Below are 19441 nucleotides of genomic sequence, written 5' to 3'. Positions count from 1 at the left end.
ACTGCTGCAACCGCTGATGATCCACACCAAGGCGCTCCGCCATCGGCTGCATCGACTTACGCTGCCCGTCCAGCAGCAAACCCCGCACATACAGCCCACCCGTGGCGCGCTGATCCGACCGCGGCAACCCCGCGAACACCTCAGCCGCGAACTCCTCCAACCGCGACCGGACCGCGGTGATCTCCCCAGACCTCACACACGATCATCGCCACCAAGATCACAAACGTAACAAAGCACTACTAGGGCCTGTCTCAAAGGTCCCCGTCCGTAGCGAGCGGTGTCCAGGCGGCGCGTCGCAAGGCGGAGGAGGGAGTCAGCCTGGTGTTGGCTGGCGACTGACGACAACGCGGCGAGGCGTCGTCTGGGCGCCGCGCAGTAGGACAGCGGGGCTTTGAGACAGGCCCTACGGCCGGGTCGCGCCGGCGAGTTGCATGAGGCCGTGGGAACGGCGGCGTACGGCCGAGAAGCCCGCCGCGCTCAGACCTTCGGTGAGCTCGCGCGCCCCGAACATGCGGATGCCGGTCGCCCCGCTCACGGCCCCCAGACCCGGGCCGAGGAGCGGCAGTCCCGGCCGGTGCGTGGTCAGCACGACCAGGCGGCCGCCCGGCCGGAGCACACGGGCCATGCTCGCCAGGGCCGCCCAGGGGTCGGCGAACAGGTACAGCCCGCCGTAGCAGCACACCGCGTCGAACGCCGCGTCGGCGAACGGCAGGTCCGCCGCGTCACACCGGACGTACGCCACCTCCGCCGTCCCCGGGGCGGAGGCGGGCGTGTCGGCCACGGCGCGGCTCAGCATCGTGGCCGACGCGTCGGCGCCGATCACCAGGCCGCCGTCCGTGACCCCTTCGGCCAGCGCGCGGGTCACGTTGCCCGGACCGCAGGCCACGTCCAGGACGGTCGCGCCCGGCGTCGCGGCCAGGTCCAGCCACGCACGGGCCAGGGCGTACTCCTGATCGGTGCTCGGCCCGAGCGGGCCGCCCTTGGCGAGCCCGAAGAGCACCGGCCGCCACACCTGCTCGTAGATCCGCGGCAGCCCGGAGGAGCGCATCAGCCGCTGCGCGAGCGTGTCGTGCGTCCCCTCCTCCCCCAGCAGGTCCAGATAGCCGTGGGAGACCTCCGGACGCGCCGGGGGCGACGCGAGCAGCTTCAGCACCCGATCCAGAGCGTCGTCAGCGACCATCCGGAATCCTCAGCCCCGTGTGGGCGGCCGTGAAGGACAGCGTGTCCACGGTCAGTTCGACCGAGCGGCTGATCGCGCGGGAACCGTGGCCGACGTCGGCCTCGTTGCGCAGCAGGATCGGCCGCGCGGCGTCGGAGGTCGCGTGCTGCAGCGCCGCGCACATCTTCCGCGCGTGCAGCGGGTCGACCCGGGTGTCGCTCTCGAACACCGTGAACAGGGTGGCCGGGTAGGCGACACCCTCGCGTACGTGGTGGTACGGCGAGTAGGCGTAGAGCCACTCGAACTGCTCGGGGTCGTCGGCGGAGCCGTACTCCACGTTCCACGTCTGGCCGAGGCCGAACTTCTCGTACCGCACCATGTCCAGCAGCGGCGCGGAGCACACCGCGGCGGCGTACAGGTCCGGCCGCTGGGTGATCGCCGCGCCGACCAGCAGGCCGCCGTTGGAACCGCCGGAGACGGCCAGCCGGTCCGGGGTGGTCCAGCCGTCGGCGATGAGCTTCTCGGCGGCGGCGTGGAAGTCGTCGAAGACGTTCTGCTTCTTGTCCAGCATGCCCGCCCGGTGCCACTCCTCGCCCTCTTCCGAGCCGCCGCGCAGGTTGGCCACGACGAACACGCCGCCGGCCTCCACCCAGGCGAGCGTCGTGGCGTTGTACGCCGGGGTCAGGGGGATGTTGAAGCCGCCGTAGCCGTACAGGATGGTCGGGCGCGGTCCCTCGCCGCCGGGGCGCGCGACGACGAGCATCCGGACCTCGGTGCCGTCGTAGGAGGTGTAGGTGAGCTGCCGCGCCTCCACGTCGGGCACCTCGACCGCGCCCGGCGCCGATGCCCAGAGGGAGAGTTCGCCGGTCCGCGCGTCGAAGCGGTGCACCGAGACGGGCGTGGTGTTGTCGGAGTAGACGAACCACGCCTCGTGGCCGCCCTCCGGGCGTTCGCCGATGCGGCCGATCGAGCCGAGCCCCGGCAACGGCACCTCGCCGATGCGCTCGCCGGTCTCCAGGTCGTGGATCGTGATCTCGCTGAGCGCGTGACGGGTCCAGCCGGCGAGCAGCACCGGCCGGTCGAGGTCGTCCAGGATCGCGAAGTCGGACAGGACCGCCTCGGGGTCCTCCGGGATCAGGTCGCGCCACGTCTCGTGCGACGGCGAGGCCGGGTCCGTCACGCACAGCCGGCTGCGGGGTGCGTCGCGGTCGGTGAAGACGTACGCGCGGCCGTCGCGGCCCACGTACAGGCCGGTCTCCGCGTCGACGCCCTCCTGCACGGCCGTGAACTCGGGCGCCTCCAGCGACGAGGTGCGCAGGTCGGCGATCCACAGGTCGTTGCGCGGCGCGGTGCCCTGGGAGGCCGACAGCGTGAGCCAGTTGCCGTCGCGGCTCACCGAGACACCGTAGTAGTTGGTCTTCTCCAGGCCCGCACCGAAGATCATCACGTCGTCGGTCTCCGGGTCGGTGCCGACCCGGTGCAGGTAGACGCGGCGGTGGTACTGCTCCTCGCCGGCGGGCACCTGGTCGGCCGCCAGGCGGCGGACGTAGTAGAAGGCCTCGCCGCCGGGCAGCCACGCGACCGCGGTGTAGCGGCACCGGTCGATGGGCCCTTCCACCCGCTCGCCGGTGGCGATGTCCATGACGTACAGCTTCGACTCCTCGTTGCCCCCGTGGGACAGCTGGTATGCGAGAAGCCGGCCCTCCTTGTCGGGCTGCCAGGAGTCGAGCGTCGTGGTGTGGGTGGGGTCGAGCGCCATCGGGTCGATGAGCGCGCGCTCGGTCCCCTCTTCCCCCTCATTCGCCGGAGGGTCGACCGTGTAGAGAACGGCGTGCTCCTGCTCGGCCGTACGGCGCATGAAGAACCGCCGCTCGCCGCGCCAGACGGGCGCGCCCACGGTGCCGGCGCCCAGCAGCTCACGGATGCGGGCGCGCAGGCGGTCGCGGCCGGGCAGGTCGTCCACCTCGCGGTGGAACAGCTCGTCCTGCTCCGTCAGCCAGGTCTTGGTCTCCTCACCGTGGGGGTCCTCGAGCCAGCGGTACGGGTCGGGTACGCGGTGGCCGTGGATCTCCTCGACGAGGTCCTCACGCCGTGCAAACGGATACAGCTCTCGATCCCCGAGTCCGACTCCGTCGGAGGAGTGACCAGGGACGCTGTGCTTGTCGATTCGCTCGCTCCGCTCGCTCATGAACGCACTCTACGAGGTCGTGAGGCGGGACAGGACGCGGCATCGCGGTTTAACGCCAAATGTTCGACACCAGGGCTTTTGCCGATGATGGCCGGGCCGTTCGGTGGTTTCCGTGGGATCGTCCGCCGTGGACGGGCCGCGGGGCGTTCGTGACCGAATGATGACGGACACCGGTGGAGCCGGACGGCCCGCCCGGTCAGGAGAGCCGTAGCCTGGGCCTTGCATGTCGATCGGGGGGTTGGACATGAGGGGATACATCGCGCTCGCCGCGATTCCGGCGCTGGCCGCCACGGGGATCGTCCCGCCGGCGTACGCGGCTCCGTCGCCGGCGGCCGACCTGCGGATGGAGTACGGGCATCCGCAGATCGCCACGGACAACTCGGGCGTCACCTGGCACTGGGTGCTCACGAACAAGGGCACCGCGGGCGCCGAGACGGTCGTCGCGACCCACCGGGTCTCGGCCGACCAGAAGATCGTCGGGGTCTCCCAGCCGTGCGCCGCCGGCCAGGCGGGCGACATCGTGTGCCGGTTCGACTCGATCAAGCCCGGCGAGAGCCGCAGCGGCTGGATCCGGACGACGGTGGCCGCGGCGGGCGGCACGCTGCGCGTCAACGCCCAGGTGACATGGCACCAGATGCCGGGCATCCTGCCCGGCATCGGCGCCCCCTCCCCGGTGGACGCCGGCGTCGCGGCGCCCGGCGGCCCGATGACCGGTACGGACGCTCGTTGACCGATCCAGGATCAAGACCCCTTTACAGCGATTGCGGTCTTATGGGGTAGCGAAATCCGCATCTCAGCGGCCACACTGATTTCAGTTCGAGTATCACCCGTGAGGAGGTCCTCGTGGCGGGTGCGCTGGTGCTGATGATCGTTGAGCCTCGTCTCGAGGCGCGCTGGAGCGTGCCCCGCGGGGCGACCGGCGCCTGCGTCCCGGAGGCCGTCTGATGAGACAGGTTTTGCTCCTCAACGCCACCTACGAACCCCTGACCACGCTGCCCCTGCGACGGGCCGTCTGTCTCGTCCTGCGGGAGAAGGCGGAGATCGTCCACCACGACATCTCGGGTGCCCGCCTGCACTCGGCGACCGTGGTGGTCGAGATGCCGTCGGTGATCCGGCTGCTGCGCTACGTGCGGATCCCCTACCGACAACGGGTGCCGCTCACCCGTGCCGCGCTCATGAGGCGCGACAACTACCGCTGTGCCTACTGCGGCCGGCGCGCGGAGACGATCGACCACGTGATCCCCCGGAGCCGTGGCGGCAAGCACCTCTGGGAGAACTGCGTCGCCTCCTGCACGCCCTGCAACCATCGCAAGGCGGACAAGCTGCTGGAGGAGCTGGGCTGGCAGCTCCCGGTCGCGCCCGCCGTCCCCCGTGGCGCCCACTGGCGTCTCATCGGCCTCGTCCACGACGGCGACCCCCAGTGGGCGCCCTACGTCAGCGAGCCCGCCGCTTAACTGCCGGAGCGTGCGTCTCACCCCTGGCGGACGCGGGCAGAGGACGTATTCTGAGCGGGTGCCACGTTATGACTACCGCTGCCGCGCGTGCGGTTCGACGTTCGAGCTGAGCCGCCCGATGGCCGAGGCCTCCGCCCCCGCCACCTGCCCGGACGGGCACGACGACACCGTCAAGCTGCTGTCCACCGTCGCGATGACCGGCGGGGCGGCCGCCCCGCCGCAGGCCGGCGGCGGCTGCTGCGGAGGCGGCTGCTGCGGCTGACCGTCCGCTCAGCGCACGAGACTTTTGCCGAAGTACACCGTGACCGTCGGGCCGGTGACCCGGCGGTCGAGCTCCTGCCAGCCCGACGAGCGGTACAGCTCCATCGCGACCGGCTGTTTCACCGTCGTGTCCGCCCGCAGCACGTGGTAGCCCAGCTCCACCGCCCGCTCCTCCAGCACCGTCACCACGGCCGCGCCGTACCCCCGGCCCTGCCGATCCGGGCGCACCCGTAATCGGACCATCTCCGCCACCCGGTCGCTCACCCGGCGAAGACCGCCGATCGCGGCGATCTCCCCGGCGACCTCGCCGACCAGGAACTCACCGCCGGCCCGCAGGTAGACGCCCTCCACGTCGGCCAGGTCGTCGTCGTAGTAGACCCCGTCGCCGGGCCGCAGGCCGACCTGGGCCAGGCCCTCCCGGTGGAGGGTCAGGACCGTGGCGTGGTCGGCCGGCGCGTAGCGGCGGATGCGCATCGCGCAGAAGGTCCAGACAGGCGGATCCTGACACCGGCGCCTGGGTGCGCCGGCGTCGAGCACACGTGCCATCGGTCAGGTCTGCTTCTCGCCGGCGCCGCTCCTGGTCGGCGCCGCCAGGATCGCACGGAACTCCTTCGTCTCGTTGGTCTCGCCGTACTGCGCGACGGCGGCTCCCACGAGCTGACGGGCACGCTGGGCGATGATGTCGGTGAACTGGCCCGGTGACAGGGCGAGCACGGTCTCCGTGGCGGTGCGCAGCGCCTCCTCCGGCTCGCCCTTCTGCAGGCGGCACGTCGCGCGGTCCAGCCAGATGAGGGTGCGGTCGAGCTCGGACGTGGAGGGATAGAGGGTGAGCGCCCGGCGCAGGGCTTCTTCGGCGTGCGTGTGGTCGCCCATGTTGGTGTAGGTGTCGCCGACGTGGAAGGCCAGCTGCCGCTCGGTGTAACCGAACGCCGTGTCGGCCACGTGCTCCTTGCCGAGCTGGCCGAAGACGGCCTGGCCGCGCGCGATGGCGCGTTTGGCGCTGCCGGCGGCGTCGCTGCGGCCGCGTTTGACGAGCATGCCGAGCGCGCGGGCCTCCACGATGGGGGCCATGGCGGCGGCGGCGCTCGGCGTACGGCCGGCCAGGTCCTGCGCGCGCCGGGCCAGGTGGAGCGACTCGCGCGGGTCTCCGTAGTACATCGGCACCAGCGCCTCGCGCACGCTCACCCACGACCGCAGGCTCCGGTCGCCGGTCTCGTCGGCGGCGGTGCGGGCCGTACGGAAGAAGGAACGGGACAGGCGGTGGTCGCCGAGGTTGATCATCAGGGCGCCGGCCAGCCCGGACAGCTGGGCGGCGAGGCGGCAGAGTCGCTCCTGGAGCTCGATGGGCTGCCGCTGCTCGCACATGCGGCGTACTTCGCTGAAGTCGAGCAGGACGTCGCAGAGCAGCCGCAGCGGCGGCGTCGAGGTGTACTGCTTGCCGTATCCGAGCGCGGTCTCCTCCCACTGGTCGAGCATCGTCGGGGAGACCGACGCGTTGACCAGTGTGTCGTCCATCTTGCGACGGACACCGTCCACCGCGCCCAGGATCTGGCCATCGAGCGCCACGCCCGCCCCGGCCAGGATCTGCAGAAGGGTTCGCCGAAGCACTGTCTCCTCCTCCTCTCCGGCGCCGCCGCGGGGGTCCTCGGCGCGGTACTGGACCCCGGTGATGGGCGGCACGGAGAACGGTTGTCGTGATGTCGTCAGCGTGTCGGGTTGGAGCACGACGCCGGGCTCGAGGAGACGGGCATGGGGGTGTCCGCAGACGCACGGCCCCCGTAACCCGAGGTCGGCGGGCTCGGCGTGGTAGACGCGGCAGAGATCGTGCAGGTAGGCGGGTCCCGGCCGCTTGTAGCCGCTCTCGTACGCGGACAGGAGCGTCTCGCCCAGTTTGGGCGGCGGACGGCCCTCGAGTTCGTACAGGGCGCGGACCTGGGCCACGACGTCGGAGAGCGCGATGCCGTGTGCCAGGCGGTGCGCCTTGATCTGGCTGGTGCCGTGGATCGGCGCGCACACCTCGTGGATCTCCCGGGCGATCTGCGGAGGCGCATGACCGAGCGCGAGTCCGCGGGCCCGCATCTGGCGGGCCAGGTCCGCTTCTTTCCTCGGCGGTCCGGGCTTTTCGGGTTCTGTCATCTCCGGCCTCCTCGGGGGGAAGGAGCCGAACGGCTACTAAAGCGAGACAACGAGCGTACGCAGCGTAACGCCGCCGTCGCCATGCGCCAACCGAATCGCCGTGAAATTGCATGAGACGGGTCGCATTCCCCGCTCCGGCGGCACAGCTTCGTCATGCACCGGTGGAGGATCGTTCGGCCCCGTTGAGGATTCGTGCGCCGGGAACCGGCGACGTTCCTTGACCCTCCCCGACGACCTTGCGATTCTCGCTGCGCGTAGTCGATCGCGTCCATAATGTGAAGGGAAGTCGCGGTGATGCCGGATGAACGCCGGGTCGGATACCTCGAAGGCCTGGTCCGCGAGTTAGCCGACCGGGGCCTGGTCGCCAAAGTGGTCCGTTCCCGTTCCGGGCCGGCCTTCTGCCGGGTGGTCAACCCCGAGGCGGCGAGCCTGTCGGAGAACGTCATGTGCGCGCCCGCGCCCGGCGACGCCGCCCAGCCGCCCTGGTACTTCTGGTGGTCCTGGGGCGAACCACTGCACGCCGTGGAGGACCCGTACGGCGCCGCGGCGAAGGTGGCGCGGGTGCTCGAGACGCGGCACGGCTAGAGGAACTTCTCCCGCGCGTTCGAGGGGGGAACGCGTCCCGCGGGACCGCGACCGGTGGCGCGGACTGACCGGTCCCGCGGGACCGTCCATAGCAGACGGCCGTCCGCCCACGGGGCGGAGACGACCGAAAACAGCACGTGACCGGGCATGAGAAGGCGCACACCCATAGGGGCCGTCGGGGTCCTCCCGTTCGCTTAACATCGGAGACGCTCGCAGGCTAGGCGGTCGAGGACCGACCGGGGAGGGTTCTTCTGTGCTCGCGTCTTCCGCTGTTCCCATGGTGTTCTTCACGAGCAAGGGCAGCGCCGGGGACTTCTGCCGGAAGCCGGTGACCACGGGCTGCCGGCTGACCTGGAACATCAGCCACAATTCCGACGTCACCAGTACGTTCAGCAACTGGATCGACAAGCCCCTCACCATCGCGCTGAAAATCATCATTTCGATCGTCATCGCGATGATCCTGCGCCGCATCGTGAACCGGCTGATCACCCGGATCACGCTCCGGATGGCCGAGGGCACGATGCCCGAACGCCTCCGCGAACGCACGCGCACCGTCTTCGACGGCAGCCCGGTGCTGGTCAGCGAACGCCGCCGGCAGCGCGCGGAGACCACGGGCTCGGTGCTGCGCAGCGTCGCCTCGATCATCATCCTCGGCAGCGCAGCGATCAACATTCTCCGCTACCTGCACCTGGACGTGACGCCGTTCCTCGCCAGCGCGAGCATCATCGGCGTCGCCGTGGCCTTCGGCGCGCAGAACCTCGTCAAGGACTTCCTCACCGGCATGTTCATGCTCCTGGAGGACCAGTACGGCGTGGGCGACGTGATCGACGTGGGCTCGGCCAAGGGCACCGTCGAGGCGGTCACGCTGCGCACGACACGGCTGCGCGACGTCAACGGCGTCGTCTGGTACATCCCGAACGGCGAGATCAAGCGGATCGGGAACGAGTCGCAGAACTGGGCCCGCGTCGTGCTCGACGTGCCGGTGGAGTACGACGTCGACCTGGACAAGGTCCGTACGATCCTGGCCGAGACCGCGGGCGCGATGGCGATCGACGTGCCCTGGGACGAGGCCATCCTCGACGAGCCGACGGTGTGGGGCGTCCAGGCGCTGTCCGGCGAGGCCGTGGTGGTGCGGGTCGTGTGCAAGACGGCGCCGGGCCGGCAGTCGGACGTCGCCCGCGAGCTGCGCGAACGCGTGAAGAAGGCGTTCGACTCGGCCGGGGTGAACATGGCCACCTTCACCGCCGCATAGGGTGGGGCACGCCATGGCAGATGAAGTCACGTTCTACGAGGCGGTCGGCGGCGAAGAGACCTTCCGCCGGCTCGTCCACCGGTTCTATGAGGGCGTCGCGGCGGACCCGGTCCTCCGCCCGCTGTACCCGGAAGAGGATCTCGGCCCGGCCGAGGAGCGGCTGCGGCTGTTCCTGATCCAGTACTGGGGCGGCCCCCGCACGTACGGCGAACGGCGCGGCCATCCGCGGCTGCGGATGCGGCACGCCCCGTTCCGGGTCGGCCGCGCCGAGCACGACGCGTGGCTGGCGCACATGCGCGACGCGGTCGATGAGATCGCACTTCCGGAGCCGCTCGAGAAGATGCTCTGGGACTACCTCGTCATGGCCGCCAACAGCATGATCAACACGCTGGACTGACGGCTCACGACCGGTCGAGGCTGGGCTCGGGCTCGGCCGTTCGTCCCGTGCCGAGACGGCCGGGCACCAGCAGCGCCGCGACCAGGGGAAACGCCACCGCGGTGGCGAACGCCGCACCGTACGACGCGCCGGCCACGAGCGTGCCGAGCACCGGCGGGGTGGCGGCGGCCAGCAGGTTCTGGCCGGTGTTCTGGATACCGAGGGCGCGCCCGGCCCACGACCGCCCGGCGTACTCCGCCACCGCGGTGAAGGCGAGCCCGTTCGTGGTCACCGTGAGCACGGAGGCGGCGAGCAGCGCGACGGTGGCGGCGGCCGAACCGGACAGCGCTCCGGCCGCCAGCACGAGCACGATGACGCCGATCGCCACGGCGAGCGTGCGCATGGGCCGTACGCGGCTGCCCACCCGGTCCGACCAGTGGCCGACGGCGAGCCGCGCGACCGCCCCGCCGACCTGCGCCACCGCCAGCACCCGGCCGGCCGTCGCGGCGTCCCAGCCGCGCGCGTCGACCAGGTAGACGAGGGCGAACGCGGACACCGCGAACTGCGGCACGACCAGCAGCGCGCTCGCCGCGTGGATCCGCCAGAGCACCGGCGTGCGGTACGGCGACCGCCCGCGGTGCTCGTCGTCGCCCGCCTCCGGCCGCTCGGGGTCGCGGACCAGCACGCCGACCAGGAGGGCGGCCGCCAGGCAGCAGGCGGCCAGCAGGTACAGGCCGCCGTGCAGGCCCGCGCGGGACGCCAGCGGCGGCAGGGTGAGCGCGGCCAGCCCGACGCCGAGCGGCTGGCCCGTCTGCCGTACGCCCATGGCCAGGCCGCGTTCGTGCGCGGCGAACCAGCCGAGGATCAGCCGCCCGCTGGCGGCATGGATCGACGCGCCGCCCGCACCGGCGACGAAGAAGCAGGCGCCCAGCGCCGGGATGCCCGTCGCGGTGGTGGCGGCCAGCAGCGCGAGGCCGGCGACGGTCAGGCCGGTGGAGAGGATGATCCGCTCACCCCAGCGGTCGGCGGCGATCCCCCAGAGCGCCAGCGCGATCAGCAGCCCGGCGACGGGACAGGAGATGAGCGTCGCCGCCTCGCGGAGGGAGAGCCCCTTGTCGGCCCGGAGCGCCGGGATCAGGTAGGGAAGGCCGTACTGGTACGCGCATCCGGCGATCATCGCGAACAGCCCGACAATGAGGATCAACCACCGCCTGTTCATAATGCGATACTAGCGTCTCGAATAATGAGACGCCTTCAGGGTGAGAGAAACCCCCGCCGAAGGTCTTCGACGGGGGTCGTCTCGGTCAGAGGCGCGGGTGCCGCGCCAGGATCGGGTCCTCGGTGACCTGCGGACCAGTCAGGGCCTTGGCCTGCTGCGCCGCCGAGGAGACACCGGCCCAGCGGAGCAGGTCGGCGGTCACCTCCGCCTTCTGCGCGGCCGGCAGCGTCGCGATGAGATGCGAGCTGTGGTTCTGCCCCGGCGACACGTAGACCTTCGAGTCACGGGCGTGCGGGCCGACGCTGAAGGCCTCGGCGCCCCACGGGTCGTTCTGGCCGTAGATGAACGCCATGTGCGTCGCGCTCGTCCGCACCCAGTGGTCGACGTCCCTCATCGCGTTCGGGTCGAACGTCATCGGGATGTCCCGCGGGACGTACGTCCGCGGCTGGTAGGTGCTCTCGTGGCGGAGCAGCGGGTGCAGGTACTTGAAGCTCGGCGACGGCCAGCCGAGCTGGGTGCCCGCCTGGTAGTAGTACGGGATGAACGGCTGCAGGCTCTGGTCCGTGTAGGTCAGGGCCCCGGAGATCAGGTCGAAGTAGTCGTAGATCGCATCGGTCGAGGCGGTCGTGGACGGCACGTCCTTGCACTCCGCCTGCAGGTGGTACTGCCAGAACGCCCACTCGAAGTCCATCACCGAGTTCTCGAAGGCGACGTCGACGGACTTGATGATGTTCCAGGTGTAGCCCGCCTGTTGGGCGGCGGCCGTCATCCGCGCCTCGATCTCGGTGCGGCGCTTGAGCAGCTCGCGCTGGAGGTTCTGCAGGTCCGTACGGCACTGGGGGTCGGTGCCGACGGTCTTGAAGAACCGGTCGTACGCGCTGTCGTCCTTGTTGTTCACGTCGTTCGGCGCGACGTAGGCCACCGTGCCGTCGACGTCGTTCGGGTAGAAGCGCTTGTGGTACGTGGCGGTCATGCCGCCCTTGCTCGCCCCGGTGGAGATCCACTTGCCGTGGTAGATCGTCTTGAGGGCCTTGATGAGCACGTGCTCGTCCGTCGCGGCCTGCCAGATGGTGTCCTTGCTCCACTGCGCGGGCTGGGGGATCGACGGGTCGAAGAACCGGTACTCCACCGAGATCTGGTTGCCGTCGACCAGCGCGGTCGGCTCGGACAGGAACATCGTCTCGGGAGTGTTGTAACCGCTGGTGTAAAGGACCATGGGCCGGTCGTCGGACTTGTGCTCGAGCAGGACGCGCTGTTCGAACCAGCCCTTGTCCGGGTGCCGATGGTCGACCGGCTGGCGGTAGTCCAGCCAGAACCACCGGTAGCCCGTGAGAGAGGAGGTCTTCTCCTGCACCGTCATGCCGGGAATCGCCTTGAGCCTGGCCAGGATGTCGCCGTCGGCCTTGGCGGTCGTCGCGTGCGCGGTGCCCGAGACACCGCTGAGACCCGCCGCGAGCATCACGGCCAGCAACCCTCGTGAGACCCTTCGCATCCTCACCCCTATGTGATCGCGCCAATGGGCAGGCGTGACATTACGGGCAAGAATGGGTAAAGCGGCGCTTCTGTCGGGTTTGTTACTAAAATGTCGTCAGCGACGTTTCACTCACCGGTAGGCCTCGAGGAACGCGATCTCGTCCTCATCGAGCCGGCGGGAGCGGGTGTTCTCCAGGTCGTACGCGACGATCACCGAGGAAGCGCGAACGTAGACGTGCTCGTCGTCCCGGATCTCGTACGCCAGCGTGAACGAGGCGGCGCGCAGCTCGGTCACCCAGGTCTCCACGCGGACCGGCTCCGGCCGGAACAGCAGCGGGCGCTTGTAGTCGATCTCGTGCCGGGCGACGACCAGCCCCTTGAGCGGCGCCGTCCCCTGGCGCAGGGGATCGAGCCGGAACATCGACACGCGCGCGTCCTCGAGGTAGGTGAGGTAGCGGCAGTTGTTCACGTGCCCGAGCACGTCGATGTCGCCGAACCGCACCTGGAACTCGTGGATGTGGCGGCGTACCTCGTCTCGCCGGTCGGTGTCGAGGGCAGGCTGAACCATGCGTCATCCATCTCGCGAGGCCGTACAGGTCGCCCCAAGTCTCCCCGCCCCGCCTCGGCCGGCGTACGGCGGGGTGGACATGATCAGGCGGTGGGGGTGTACGGCGGGGCCACACCCCAGCCCCAGCGGGGGACGGGAGCCTGCTGCGGGGGGCGGGCGCCCGGCTGGGAGTTGGCGAAGGCGAGGCGGGTTCCCCACTCGATGTAGCTCGCGAACGCGGCGCGGAACTCCGGATCGGCGGGCAGACCGACCTCGTCGGCGGCGTCCATGAGGAGGGCGACCCAGCGGCGGCGCTGGGGTTCGCTGATGGCCTTGCCGATATGGCGGGCGAGCATGTGGTGGTAGCCGCCCCGCTCGTCGGTGTAGCGGGACGGGCCGCCGAAGACCTCGGCCAGCCACATCGCGACGTACTCGGGGTGGCCCGGATCCATGTGAGCGAAGAGGGGACCGATCAGGTCGTCCTTCAGGACCTGGACGTAGAACGACTCGGTGAGCCGCTCGAACGCCTCGGCGCCACCCGCCCAGTCGTACAGGCTGGGCGTCGAGGAGCCGGTGCCGCACACGGCGGTGCGCTCGTAGTGCCGCATCTCCTCGATCTGCTGAACGTACGGTTTGATCTCCGCGAAGAACGCCCCGAAGTGCTCTCCGCCGCGGAAACCCTGCGCGTGGTCCTCGACGGAGGTCCACGTAATACGCAGGACGTACCATTCGGGCTCTTCGACACAGCGAGACAGCTCGTAGTCCACACACTGTGGCGCGGCCGCCAAGGGCACCGCGGCACGTGCGTAGGCGGCTTCGAACTCCTCGGCGTCCTGCCGGCCGATTCGGTAACGGATGTACTCGACGGTCATGCGGCCCTCGCCTCTGAAGCAACTGTAATTTTGTAATCATAGCCAGAGGCCGAGCCTGAACGCCATCGGCGGCACGGCCGGCGGATGGCGGTGCCATCCGCGACCGTGCCGCCGATGTGTCGAGCGCCGGTGGTCAGCGGGTGAGCTTGCGGTGGGTGACGCGGTGCGGGCGGGCCGCGTCGGCGCCCAGGCGCTCGATCTTGTTCTTCTCGTAGTCCGCGAAGTTGCCCTCGAACCAGAACCAGCTCGAACCCTCTTCCCACGCCAGGATGTGCGTGGCGATGCGGTCGAGGAACCACCGGTCGTGCGAGGTGATCACGGCGCAGCCGGGGAACTCCAACAGGGCGTTCTCCAGCGAGCTCAGCGTCTCGACGTCGAGGTCGTTGGTGGGCTCGTCGAGCAGGAGGACGTTGCCGCCCTGCTTGAGGGTGAGCGCCAGATTGAGCCGGTTGCGCTCACCGCCGGACAGCACGCCCGCGGGCTTCTGCTGGTCCGGGCCCTTGAAGCCGAAGGCCGCGACGTACGCGCGGCTGGGCATCTCCACCTGGCCGACCTTGATGTGGTCGAGCCCGTCGGAGACGACCTGCCAGACGTTCTTGTCCGGGGCGATGCCGCCACGGCTCTGGTCGACGTAGGAGATCTTGACCGTGTCGCCGACCTTGAGGCTGCCCTCGTCCGGCTTCTCGTCCGCGGTGACGCCCTCCGGGGCGCCCGCGCCGGCCGCGTTCACGATCATGCGGAACAGCGTGGTCTTACCGACGCCGTTCGGGCCGATGACGCCGACGATGCCGTTCGGCGGCAGGTTGAAGGTGAGATCCTCCATCAGGAGACGGTCGTCGAAGCCCTTGGTGAGGTGCTCGGCGACGATCACCGTGGTGCCCAGGCGCGGGCCCGGCGGGATCTGGATCTCCTCGAAGTCGAGCTTGCGGGTCTTGGCCGCCTCGGCCGCCATCTCCTCGTAGCGCTGGAGCCGGGCCTTGCTCTTGGTCTGGCGGGCCTTCGGGTTGGAGCGGACCCACTCAAGCTCCTGCTCCAGACGCTTCTTCTTCTTGGCGTCCTTCTGCCCCTCGACCTTCAGGCGCTCGGCCTTCTTCTCCAGGTAGGTGGAGTAGTTGCCCTCGTACCCGACGAGACGGCCGCGGTCGACCTCACAGATCCAGCCGGCGACGTTGTCGAGGAAATACCGGTCGTGGGTGACGGCGAGGACGGTGCCCTCGTACTTCTCCAGGAACTGCTCCAGCCACTGCACACTCTCGGCGTCGAGGTGGTTGGTGGGCTCGTCGAGGAGCAGGAGGTCGGGTGCCTCGAGGAGGAGCTTGCACAGGGCCACCCGCCGGCGCTCGCCGCCGGAGAGCTTCGTGACGTCCGCGTCCGGAGGCGGGCAGCGGAGGGCGTCCATCGCCTGCTCGAGCTGACTGTCGAGGTCCCAGGCGTTGCGGTGGTCGAGCTGCTCCTGGAGCTTGCCCATCTCCTCGAGCAGCTCGTCGGAGTAGTCGGTCGCCATCTTCTCGGCGATCTCGTTGAACCGGTCGACCATCGCCTTGGTCTCGGCGACCCCCTCCTCGACGTTGCCGAGAACGGTCTTCTCTTCGTTGAGCGGGGGTTCTTGCTGGAGGAGACCGACGGTGAACCCGGGCATCAGCCGGGCCTCGCCGTTGGAGGGCTGCTCGATACCGGCCATCAGCCGGAGCAGCGTGGACTTGCCGGCGCCGTTGGGTCCGACGACACCGATCTTTGCTCCGGGCAGGAAGCTGAGGGTGACATCGTCGAGAATGACCTTGTCACCGTGCGCTTTGCGCGCACGCTGCATCGTGTAGATGTACTCCGGCATGTACCCAAGCCTATGGCCTCCGAGGCGGTGGCCTTACCGGCCTGAGCGGATGTCGCGGGGTCGTTTTCCGCCGTTTCCGCCGTCTTGGTCCTCTCGGCTTCCGGCGCTCCGGCGTGCTCGGCTCAGCGGCGCCGCTGAGCCGGGGATTCGTCTTTCCAGGTGACCCGCGGCGCTGCAGCGGAGCGGGATTGGGAAGTTCGGGCGGCTCGGCGTGATCATCTTTTGCCTGTGCGGGGAACCGGAGAGAAACCCCGCCACGCCTTATCCGACGAAGCCCGGTCACGCTCACGCGAGGCCCAGAGGTCACGTGAGACGTCCGTTCTCGCTTACATGTGGGCTCATATTTCAGGCGCGAACTTTGCCAGGTCCCCACGAGCGCCACGCCTCAACGTGTGCTGGAGCTGGCCGCGGCCAAGGCATTGACGGCGTCGAGCTGATCGCCGGCAAGGCCCTGCACCGCCGGATGAGAGCCCGGCCACTTCGGGCGTGAGGAGTCCGGTTACTCCTCGCGCGTCGGCGACCTTCTCTGGCCCAGGGATCGTCGTCAGCCCGCCACGACCACCGATCAATGTCGTACGGCGCGGCGTCGCTCCTGCCCCGCGGTCATCGACCACTGCGTCCGAGCAGCGGCCGCAGAGGGGATCCGCGCGCAGTCGCGGACGCCTGATGGATGCGTTTCGCCCCTCTCCGCTGCCCTCTCCTCGCCGTCCGCGTCACCCTTCCCGTGCAGAAGCCGGACCCTTCGCGTGCGAGTCCGGCGTTGTCGTGCGGGGGGATCAGGCCTTCTGGGTCGCGGGGAGGCAGATGCGGTCGCGGCCGGACTTCTTGGCTCGGTAGAGGGCGAGGTCGGCGGAGGCCAGGAGTTCGAGGAGATCCTGGCCGTGCGTGCGGAAGAGGGCGACGCCGACCGAGACCGTGACGGTGACCGACTCGTCGTCGGCCGGTACGGAGAGCCGGCGTACGCGGTTGCGGAGGCGTTCGGCCACGCGGCAGCCTTCGAGGATGTCGGCGCCCGGCAGGAGGACGACGAACTCCTCGCCGCCGAACCGGCCGACGACGTCGTACTCGCGCAGTTGGCTGACGAGCGTGCCGGCGACGCCGATCAGCACCTGGTCGCCGGCCAGGTGCCCGTGAACGTCGTTGACCCGTTTGAAGTGGTCGATGTCGATCAGCAGGAGGGCGAGGGACTCGCCCGTACGGTTGGCGCGAGCGATCTCGGTGTCGGCCTCGCGCTGCCAGGCCGCGGCGTTGAGCAGGCCGGTCTTGGCGTCCGTACGGGCGGCGGCCTGGAGCTGCTGGTGCATGAGGCTGCGCTGAAGCAGCATCACCGGCGGCAGCGCGACGAGAATCAGCGCGGGGCTGAGCGCGCAGGCGATCGTGACGAGAACGCCGAGGCAGAGCTCGACGACGTCGAGGACCAGGTGCTCGCGGTTGCGCAGGTGCTCGTGCCAGCGGCAGCCCGGCGCGGAGCTGTGCGCGGCGACCGCCACGATCGCCGTGTTGATCACCGTGAACAGGACGGCACAGGCGACCATCACCGGGATGACCGAGTCGAGATCGGCGAGCCATCGGGTGCCGGCCTGGAGCGGATCCGGTACGACGAGGTGGAAGGTCACCGAGGCCGCGGCGCCCGCGAGGCCGTGAGCAGCGGCGACGATGGCGCGCCGATGCAGCAGGGTGCGGCGTACGCGCAGTTGCAGCAGCGCCTGCATCGGGATGGGGATCAGCAGCGCGTACACCGGTGGCAGGAGCAGCGCCACGGGAAGCCACCAGGCGGAGAGCAGGTCACGCGCGATGCCCGCGGGCATGCCGAGCCGCCGTGAGGCCTCGATGCAGAGCGCACCGGCCCCCATCAGAGCCGCGAACGTGAGCAGCGCCGCCGGCCGCCACTCCGTACGCGCGGCGAGCATGCCGATCAGTACGAAGTGCAGCCCCACGACCACGACGACGTACGCGATGGTCGGCGCGGGTTGGGCCAACAGTGGCCAGCGTGGAGGCTTTCTGGTCACGTCGCCCCGGCCCTCGGCGGCCGACTGATGCAGTGCCGTCATCATTCCCCCAACGGATCGGGCCAAAGCCGCACGTCGGGACTGCCCCCTGGCTGAGGACGGGCCCGCGCTCACCTCATCATCGAATCACATTCAGTAATAGGATAGTTGCAATGTGTGCGGAGTGGGCGGGAAAAGCTGTAGCTTCTTAGAGCGCCCGTCGGATGAAGGGCGTACGCTCAGGCCCGCAGGCGCTCATCGCCCCCCTGAGTGCCCCGTCACCCCGTCCGGCCCGACGCCGGGTGGGACGCAGCATTTCCGGAAAGGGAATCAGGATGCGCGGAGTCTCCTGGATCTGACGTGGACAGGGCCACCGCCCTGCCGCCTGCCCGACCCCGCTGGCCAACGTCCATCTGGGCCGAGCCATCACGCCTCGCACGCCAGCACTGCCCCACGACGCATCGCGGGCGACCACCGCATGGCCGCCAGCGCCACGCCGACAACCACCGCACGCTCACAGAATCACCCGACGACCGGCCCGCCGGCTGCGACAACAATCCCGACGGCACATGGCCAGCGCAACCGCAGCCGCGTCGTTTCCCTTGCCGTGACCGTGAGATCGCAAATCCAGACAAACGTTTACGATCCGCAGGTTTACTGCCACCTGGGAACCGGTGGTGCCGTGCCCACGAGCGGTCCGGAGCTACTGTCCACCCGGGACGGAGGGAACGGGCGGACCGGTGCGGTGGCAAGTCACGCCACCACCGTCGTGCGGGTGGCGCTGGGCCGCGGCGCGTCGCCTGCGGGCGATCGCTGTCTGCCAGAGTCGGTGCGACACCGATTCGGTATTCCTTACCCTGGTCCGCCGCCGCGCAGCGACCGTCCACCAGAGTCGGTCCGACACCGACCCGATGTTCCCTACCCTGGTCCGCCGCCGCGCAGCGACCGTCCACCAGAGTCGGTCCGACACCGACCCGATGTTCCCTACCCTGGTCCGCCGCCGCGCAGCGGCCTTGCGGGGTGAAGCACCGTCAGGCACGTCGCCCGCACGGGCCGCTGCGCGGCGCCCCCTCCTGCGGTCGGATGATGCTTCCCGCGGCCAACCTCCTCTCCGGCTGCCTCTCCATGCCGTCTCTCTGTCTCCGTCAAGAGCTAGTGGTGTCCTCCCACGCCAGACCTCGCAGGGGGAAGCGCGAGAACGCTTCCAGGTGGTTCGGGCTCTTGGCTGCCTCTCTGGCTGCATCTCCAGTTGGCCTCGATGGCTGCTCTCTTTCACCGGGCTGTCCGGCCGCCCCTCTCCGGCCGCCCTCTCTGCCCGATTCCGGCTGGCTCCCTGGTTGCTCTCCTTCGCTCTCCGGCTGTCGCTTCGGGTCCGTGGGCTTTGGCGTCTTCCGAAATCGGCTCTCGACGGGCGCGACGCGGTTGAGGGCGGGCTCCGGGGACGAGTACGGCTAAGGGCATCCCTGCCGCGACCTCGGGGCTCATCCAGGACAGGTTGCACGTCGGTCGGCGGCTCACCGACAGCAGCGTTCAGTCCTGTGGTGAGGCTCGGCGGAGCATCTGGCTCTCCCCCGGGGCCTCGCCTCTCAGATCCAGGAGACGGCTCGCGGGAATTGCATCGTCTCCCTCCTCCGACACCTTGAAAGGGTGAATGGGGGTCTCCCGCCGGCCACGGGATGCCCGGGCGGCTCTCGGCCGCACCGGTCGGCCGGGGTGGATGTTCCCGACCCTCTCGGCTTCCTGGGCGTGTTTCGGCTCGTCTCGTTGGTGTGTGACTCGACTGACATGAGCGATGGTTCTCCATTCGGGGATCGGCACGTCGGGCTTGGCGGGAGCGCCACGGACTCAGCCATGTTGGGACCGGCACGACCTCATCCACGGCGGCATCGGCATGGTTCAGCGACACCGGTCTGACGGGCAACCACGGCCAGGGCCGATGACCTGCGCGGCCAGGACCGGTGGGCTCGCCGCAGACAGGATCGAGGCGCCCGCCGCAGGTCGAGACCCATCGGCCTGCCACAGGTCGGAACCCATCGGCCTGCCGCGGATCGAGACCAGTGAGCCCGCCGCGGCCAGGACCGAGGCGCCCGCCGCAGGTTG

General features: G+C 69.9%; 17 protein-coding genes. 6 read left to right on the top strand and 11 right to left on the bottom strand.

Features of this window, described 5'->3' with window-relative positions:
• From QSK37_RS38815 to QSK37_RS38805, 3 genes are all read right to left on the bottom strand, one after another.
• Positions 1 to 196: transposase (locus tag QSK37_RS38815; protein ID WP_432705641.1), on the bottom strand; the 196-nt coding region annotated here is incomplete at its 3' end.
• 207 nt (positions 197 to 403) lie between these two features.
• The gene (locus QSK37_RS38810) at positions 404 to 1180 is read right to left on the bottom strand and encodes a class I SAM-dependent methyltransferase (protein WP_285631113.1); all 777 of its coding nucleotides are present in this window, start codon (positions 1178 to 1180) and stop codon (positions 404 to 406) included.
• Positions 1170 to 3347 carry a prolyl oligopeptidase family serine peptidase gene (locus QSK37_RS38805; RefSeq protein WP_285631110.1) on the bottom strand — a complete coding sequence of 726 codons (2178 nt, stop codon included), beginning with the start codon at positions 3345 to 3347 and terminating at the stop codon, positions 1170 to 1172. Before QSK37_RS38805 ends, QSK37_RS38810 begins: the two co-directional genes overlap by 11 nt.
• A gap of 244 nt (positions 3348 to 3591) precedes the next feature.
• Between QSK37_RS38805 and QSK37_RS38800 the strand changes: the two genes are divergently transcribed.
• The 3 genes from QSK37_RS38800 to QSK37_RS38790 all read left to right on the top strand — a co-directional run bounded on the left by QSK37_RS38800 (position 3592) and on the right by QSK37_RS38790 (position 5063).
• The gene (locus QSK37_RS38800; RefSeq protein WP_285631107.1) at positions 3592 to 4077 is read left to right on the top strand and encodes a hypothetical protein; all 486 of its coding nucleotides are present in this window, start codon (positions 3592 to 3594) and stop codon (positions 4075 to 4077) included.
• Between the two features lie 214 nt (positions 4078 to 4291).
• Positions 4292 to 4801: an HNH endonuclease gene (locus QSK37_RS38795; RefSeq protein ID WP_285574290.1), complete on the top strand. Its 510-nt coding sequence runs from the start codon at positions 4292 to 4294 to the stop codon at positions 4799 to 4801.
• Positions 4802 to 4859: 58 nt separating this feature from the next.
• Complete coding sequence (locus QSK37_RS38790) at positions 4860 to 5063, top strand: FmdB family zinc ribbon protein (RefSeq protein ID WP_285574288.1); 204 nt, start codon at positions 4860 to 4862, stop codon at positions 5061 to 5063.
• 8 nt (positions 5064 to 5071) lie between these two features.
• Here QSK37_RS38790 and QSK37_RS38785 read toward each other — a convergent pair whose 3' ends face one another.
• Both QSK37_RS38785 and QSK37_RS38780 read right to left on the bottom strand, forming a co-directional pair.
• Entirely contained in the window at positions 5072 to 5536 is a 465-nt protein-coding gene (locus tag QSK37_RS38785; RefSeq protein WP_285631104.1) for a GNAT family N-acetyltransferase, read from the bottom strand.
• Between the two features lie 75 nt (positions 5537 to 5611).
• On the bottom strand, positions 5612 to 7198 hold the full coding sequence (locus QSK37_RS38780; protein WP_285631101.1) for an NsdA family TPR-like regulatory protein: 1587 nt from the start codon (positions 7196 to 7198) through the stop codon (positions 5612 to 5614).
• 294 nt (positions 7199 to 7492) lie between these two features.
• Between QSK37_RS38780 and QSK37_RS38775 the strand changes: the two genes are divergently transcribed.
• The 3 genes from QSK37_RS38775 to QSK37_RS38765 all read left to right on the top strand — a co-directional run bounded on the left by QSK37_RS38775 (position 7493) and on the right by QSK37_RS38765 (position 9432).
• Positions 7493 to 7783, top strand: a complete 291-nt coding sequence (locus QSK37_RS38775; RefSeq protein WP_285631099.1) for a hypothetical protein — start codon at positions 7493 to 7495, stop codon at positions 7781 to 7783.
• A gap of 277 nt (positions 7784 to 8060) precedes the next feature.
• Positions 8061 to 9035: a mechanosensitive ion channel family protein gene (locus QSK37_RS38770; RefSeq protein ID WP_285631096.1), complete on the top strand. Its 975-nt coding sequence runs from the start codon at positions 8061 to 8063 to the stop codon at positions 9033 to 9035.
• Between the two features lie 13 nt (positions 9036 to 9048).
• Positions 9049 to 9432 (top strand): globin, encoded by a 384-nt coding sequence (locus tag QSK37_RS38765; RefSeq protein ID WP_285631093.1) that lies wholly within the window; start codon positions 9049 to 9051, stop codon positions 9430 to 9432.
• A gap of 4 nt (positions 9433 to 9436) precedes the next feature.
• Here QSK37_RS38765 and QSK37_RS38760 read toward each other — a convergent pair whose 3' ends face one another.
• From QSK37_RS38760 to QSK37_RS38735, 6 genes are all read right to left on the bottom strand, one after another.
• The gene (locus tag QSK37_RS38760; RefSeq protein ID WP_285631090.1) at positions 9437 to 10630 is read right to left on the bottom strand and encodes an MFS transporter; all 1194 of its coding nucleotides are present in this window, start codon (positions 10628 to 10630) and stop codon (positions 9437 to 9439) included.
• Positions 10631 to 10715: 85 nt separating this feature from the next.
• Positions 10716 to 12122 carry a S28 family serine protease gene (locus QSK37_RS38755; RefSeq protein ID WP_285631083.1) on the bottom strand — a complete coding sequence of 469 codons (1407 nt, stop codon included), beginning with the start codon at positions 12120 to 12122 and terminating at the stop codon, positions 10716 to 10718.
• A 111-nt stretch (positions 12123 to 12233) separates the two neighbouring features.
• The gene (locus tag QSK37_RS38750; RefSeq protein WP_285631080.1) at positions 12234 to 12671 is read right to left on the bottom strand and encodes an acyl-CoA thioesterase; all 438 of its coding nucleotides are present in this window, start codon (positions 12669 to 12671) and stop codon (positions 12234 to 12236) included.
• 83 nt (positions 12672 to 12754) lie between these two features.
• A complete protein-coding gene (locus QSK37_RS38745; RefSeq protein ID WP_285631077.1) occupies positions 12755 to 13522 on the bottom strand; it encodes a group II truncated hemoglobin in 768 nt (255 codons plus the stop codon).
• Positions 13523 to 13655: 133 nt separating this feature from the next.
• Complete coding sequence (gene ettA / locus QSK37_RS38740; RefSeq protein WP_285631073.1) at positions 13656 to 15353, bottom strand: energy-dependent translational throttle protein EttA; 1698 nt, start codon at positions 15351 to 15353, stop codon at positions 13656 to 13658.
• Positions 15354 to 16129: 776 nt separating this feature from the next.
• On the bottom strand, positions 16130 to 17332 hold the full coding sequence (locus tag QSK37_RS38735) for a GGDEF domain-containing protein (protein ID WP_285631071.1): 1203 nt from the start codon (positions 17330 to 17332) through the stop codon (positions 16130 to 16132).
• Positions 17333 to 19441: the final 2109 nt, after the last annotated feature.

The sequence above is a fragment of the Actinoallomurus iriomotensis genome, assembly GCF_030269445.1.
GTDB lineage: Bacteria > Actinomycetota > Actinomycetes > Streptosporangiales > Streptosporangiaceae > Actinoallomurus > Actinoallomurus iriomotensis.
This window is presented reverse-complemented; position numbering and strand designations above follow the sequence as displayed.

Excerpts from the sequence above, each read along its gene's own strand:
- QSK37_RS38810 (WP_285631113.1), bottom strand. The coding sequence starts at position 1,180 with ATGGTCGCTGACGACGCTCTGGATCGGGTGCTGAAGCTGCTCGCGTCG.
- QSK37_RS38805 (WP_285631110.1), bottom strand. The coding sequence starts at position 3,347 with ATGAGCGAGCGGAGCGAGCGAATCGACAAGCACAGCGTCCCTGGTCAC.
- QSK37_RS38800 (WP_285631107.1), top strand. The coding sequence starts at position 3,592 with ATGAGGGGATACATCGCGCTCGCCGCGATTCCGGCGCTGGCCGCCACG.
- QSK37_RS38795 (WP_285574290.1), top strand. The coding sequence starts at position 4,292 with ATGAGACAGGTTTTGCTCCTCAACGCCACCTACGAACCCCTGACCACG.
- QSK37_RS38785 (WP_285631104.1), bottom strand. The coding sequence starts at position 5,536 with ATGCGCATCCGCCGCTACGCGCCGGCCGACCACGCCACGGTCCTGACC.
- QSK37_RS38780 (WP_285631101.1), bottom strand. The coding sequence starts at position 7,198 with ATGACAGAACCCGAAAAGCCCGGACCGCCGAGGAAAGAAGCGGACCTG.
- QSK37_RS38775 (WP_285631099.1), top strand. The coding sequence starts at position 7,493 with ATGCCGGATGAACGCCGGGTCGGATACCTCGAAGGCCTGGTCCGCGAG.
- QSK37_RS38770 (WP_285631096.1), top strand. The coding sequence starts at position 8,061 with ATGGTGTTCTTCACGAGCAAGGGCAGCGCCGGGGACTTCTGCCGGAAG.
- QSK37_RS38765 (WP_285631093.1), top strand. The coding sequence starts at position 9,049 with ATGGCAGATGAAGTCACGTTCTACGAGGCGGTCGGCGGCGAAGAGACC.
- QSK37_RS38760 (WP_285631090.1), bottom strand. The coding sequence starts at position 10,630 with ATGAACAGGCGGTGGTTGATCCTCATTGTCGGGCTGTTCGCGATGATC.
- QSK37_RS38755 (WP_285631083.1), bottom strand. The coding sequence starts at position 12,122 with ATGCGAAGGGTCTCACGAGGGTTGCTGGCCGTGATGCTCGCGGCGGGT.
- QSK37_RS38750 (WP_285631080.1), bottom strand. The coding sequence starts at position 12,671 with ATGGTTCAGCCTGCCCTCGACACCGACCGGCGAGACGAGGTACGCCGC.
- QSK37_RS38745 (WP_285631077.1), bottom strand. The coding sequence starts at position 13,522 with ATGACCGTCGAGTACATCCGTTACCGAATCGGCCGGCAGGACGCCGAG.
- ettA (WP_285631073.1), bottom strand. The coding sequence starts at position 15,353 with ATGCCGGAGTACATCTACACGATGCAGCGTGCGCGCAAAGCGCACGGT.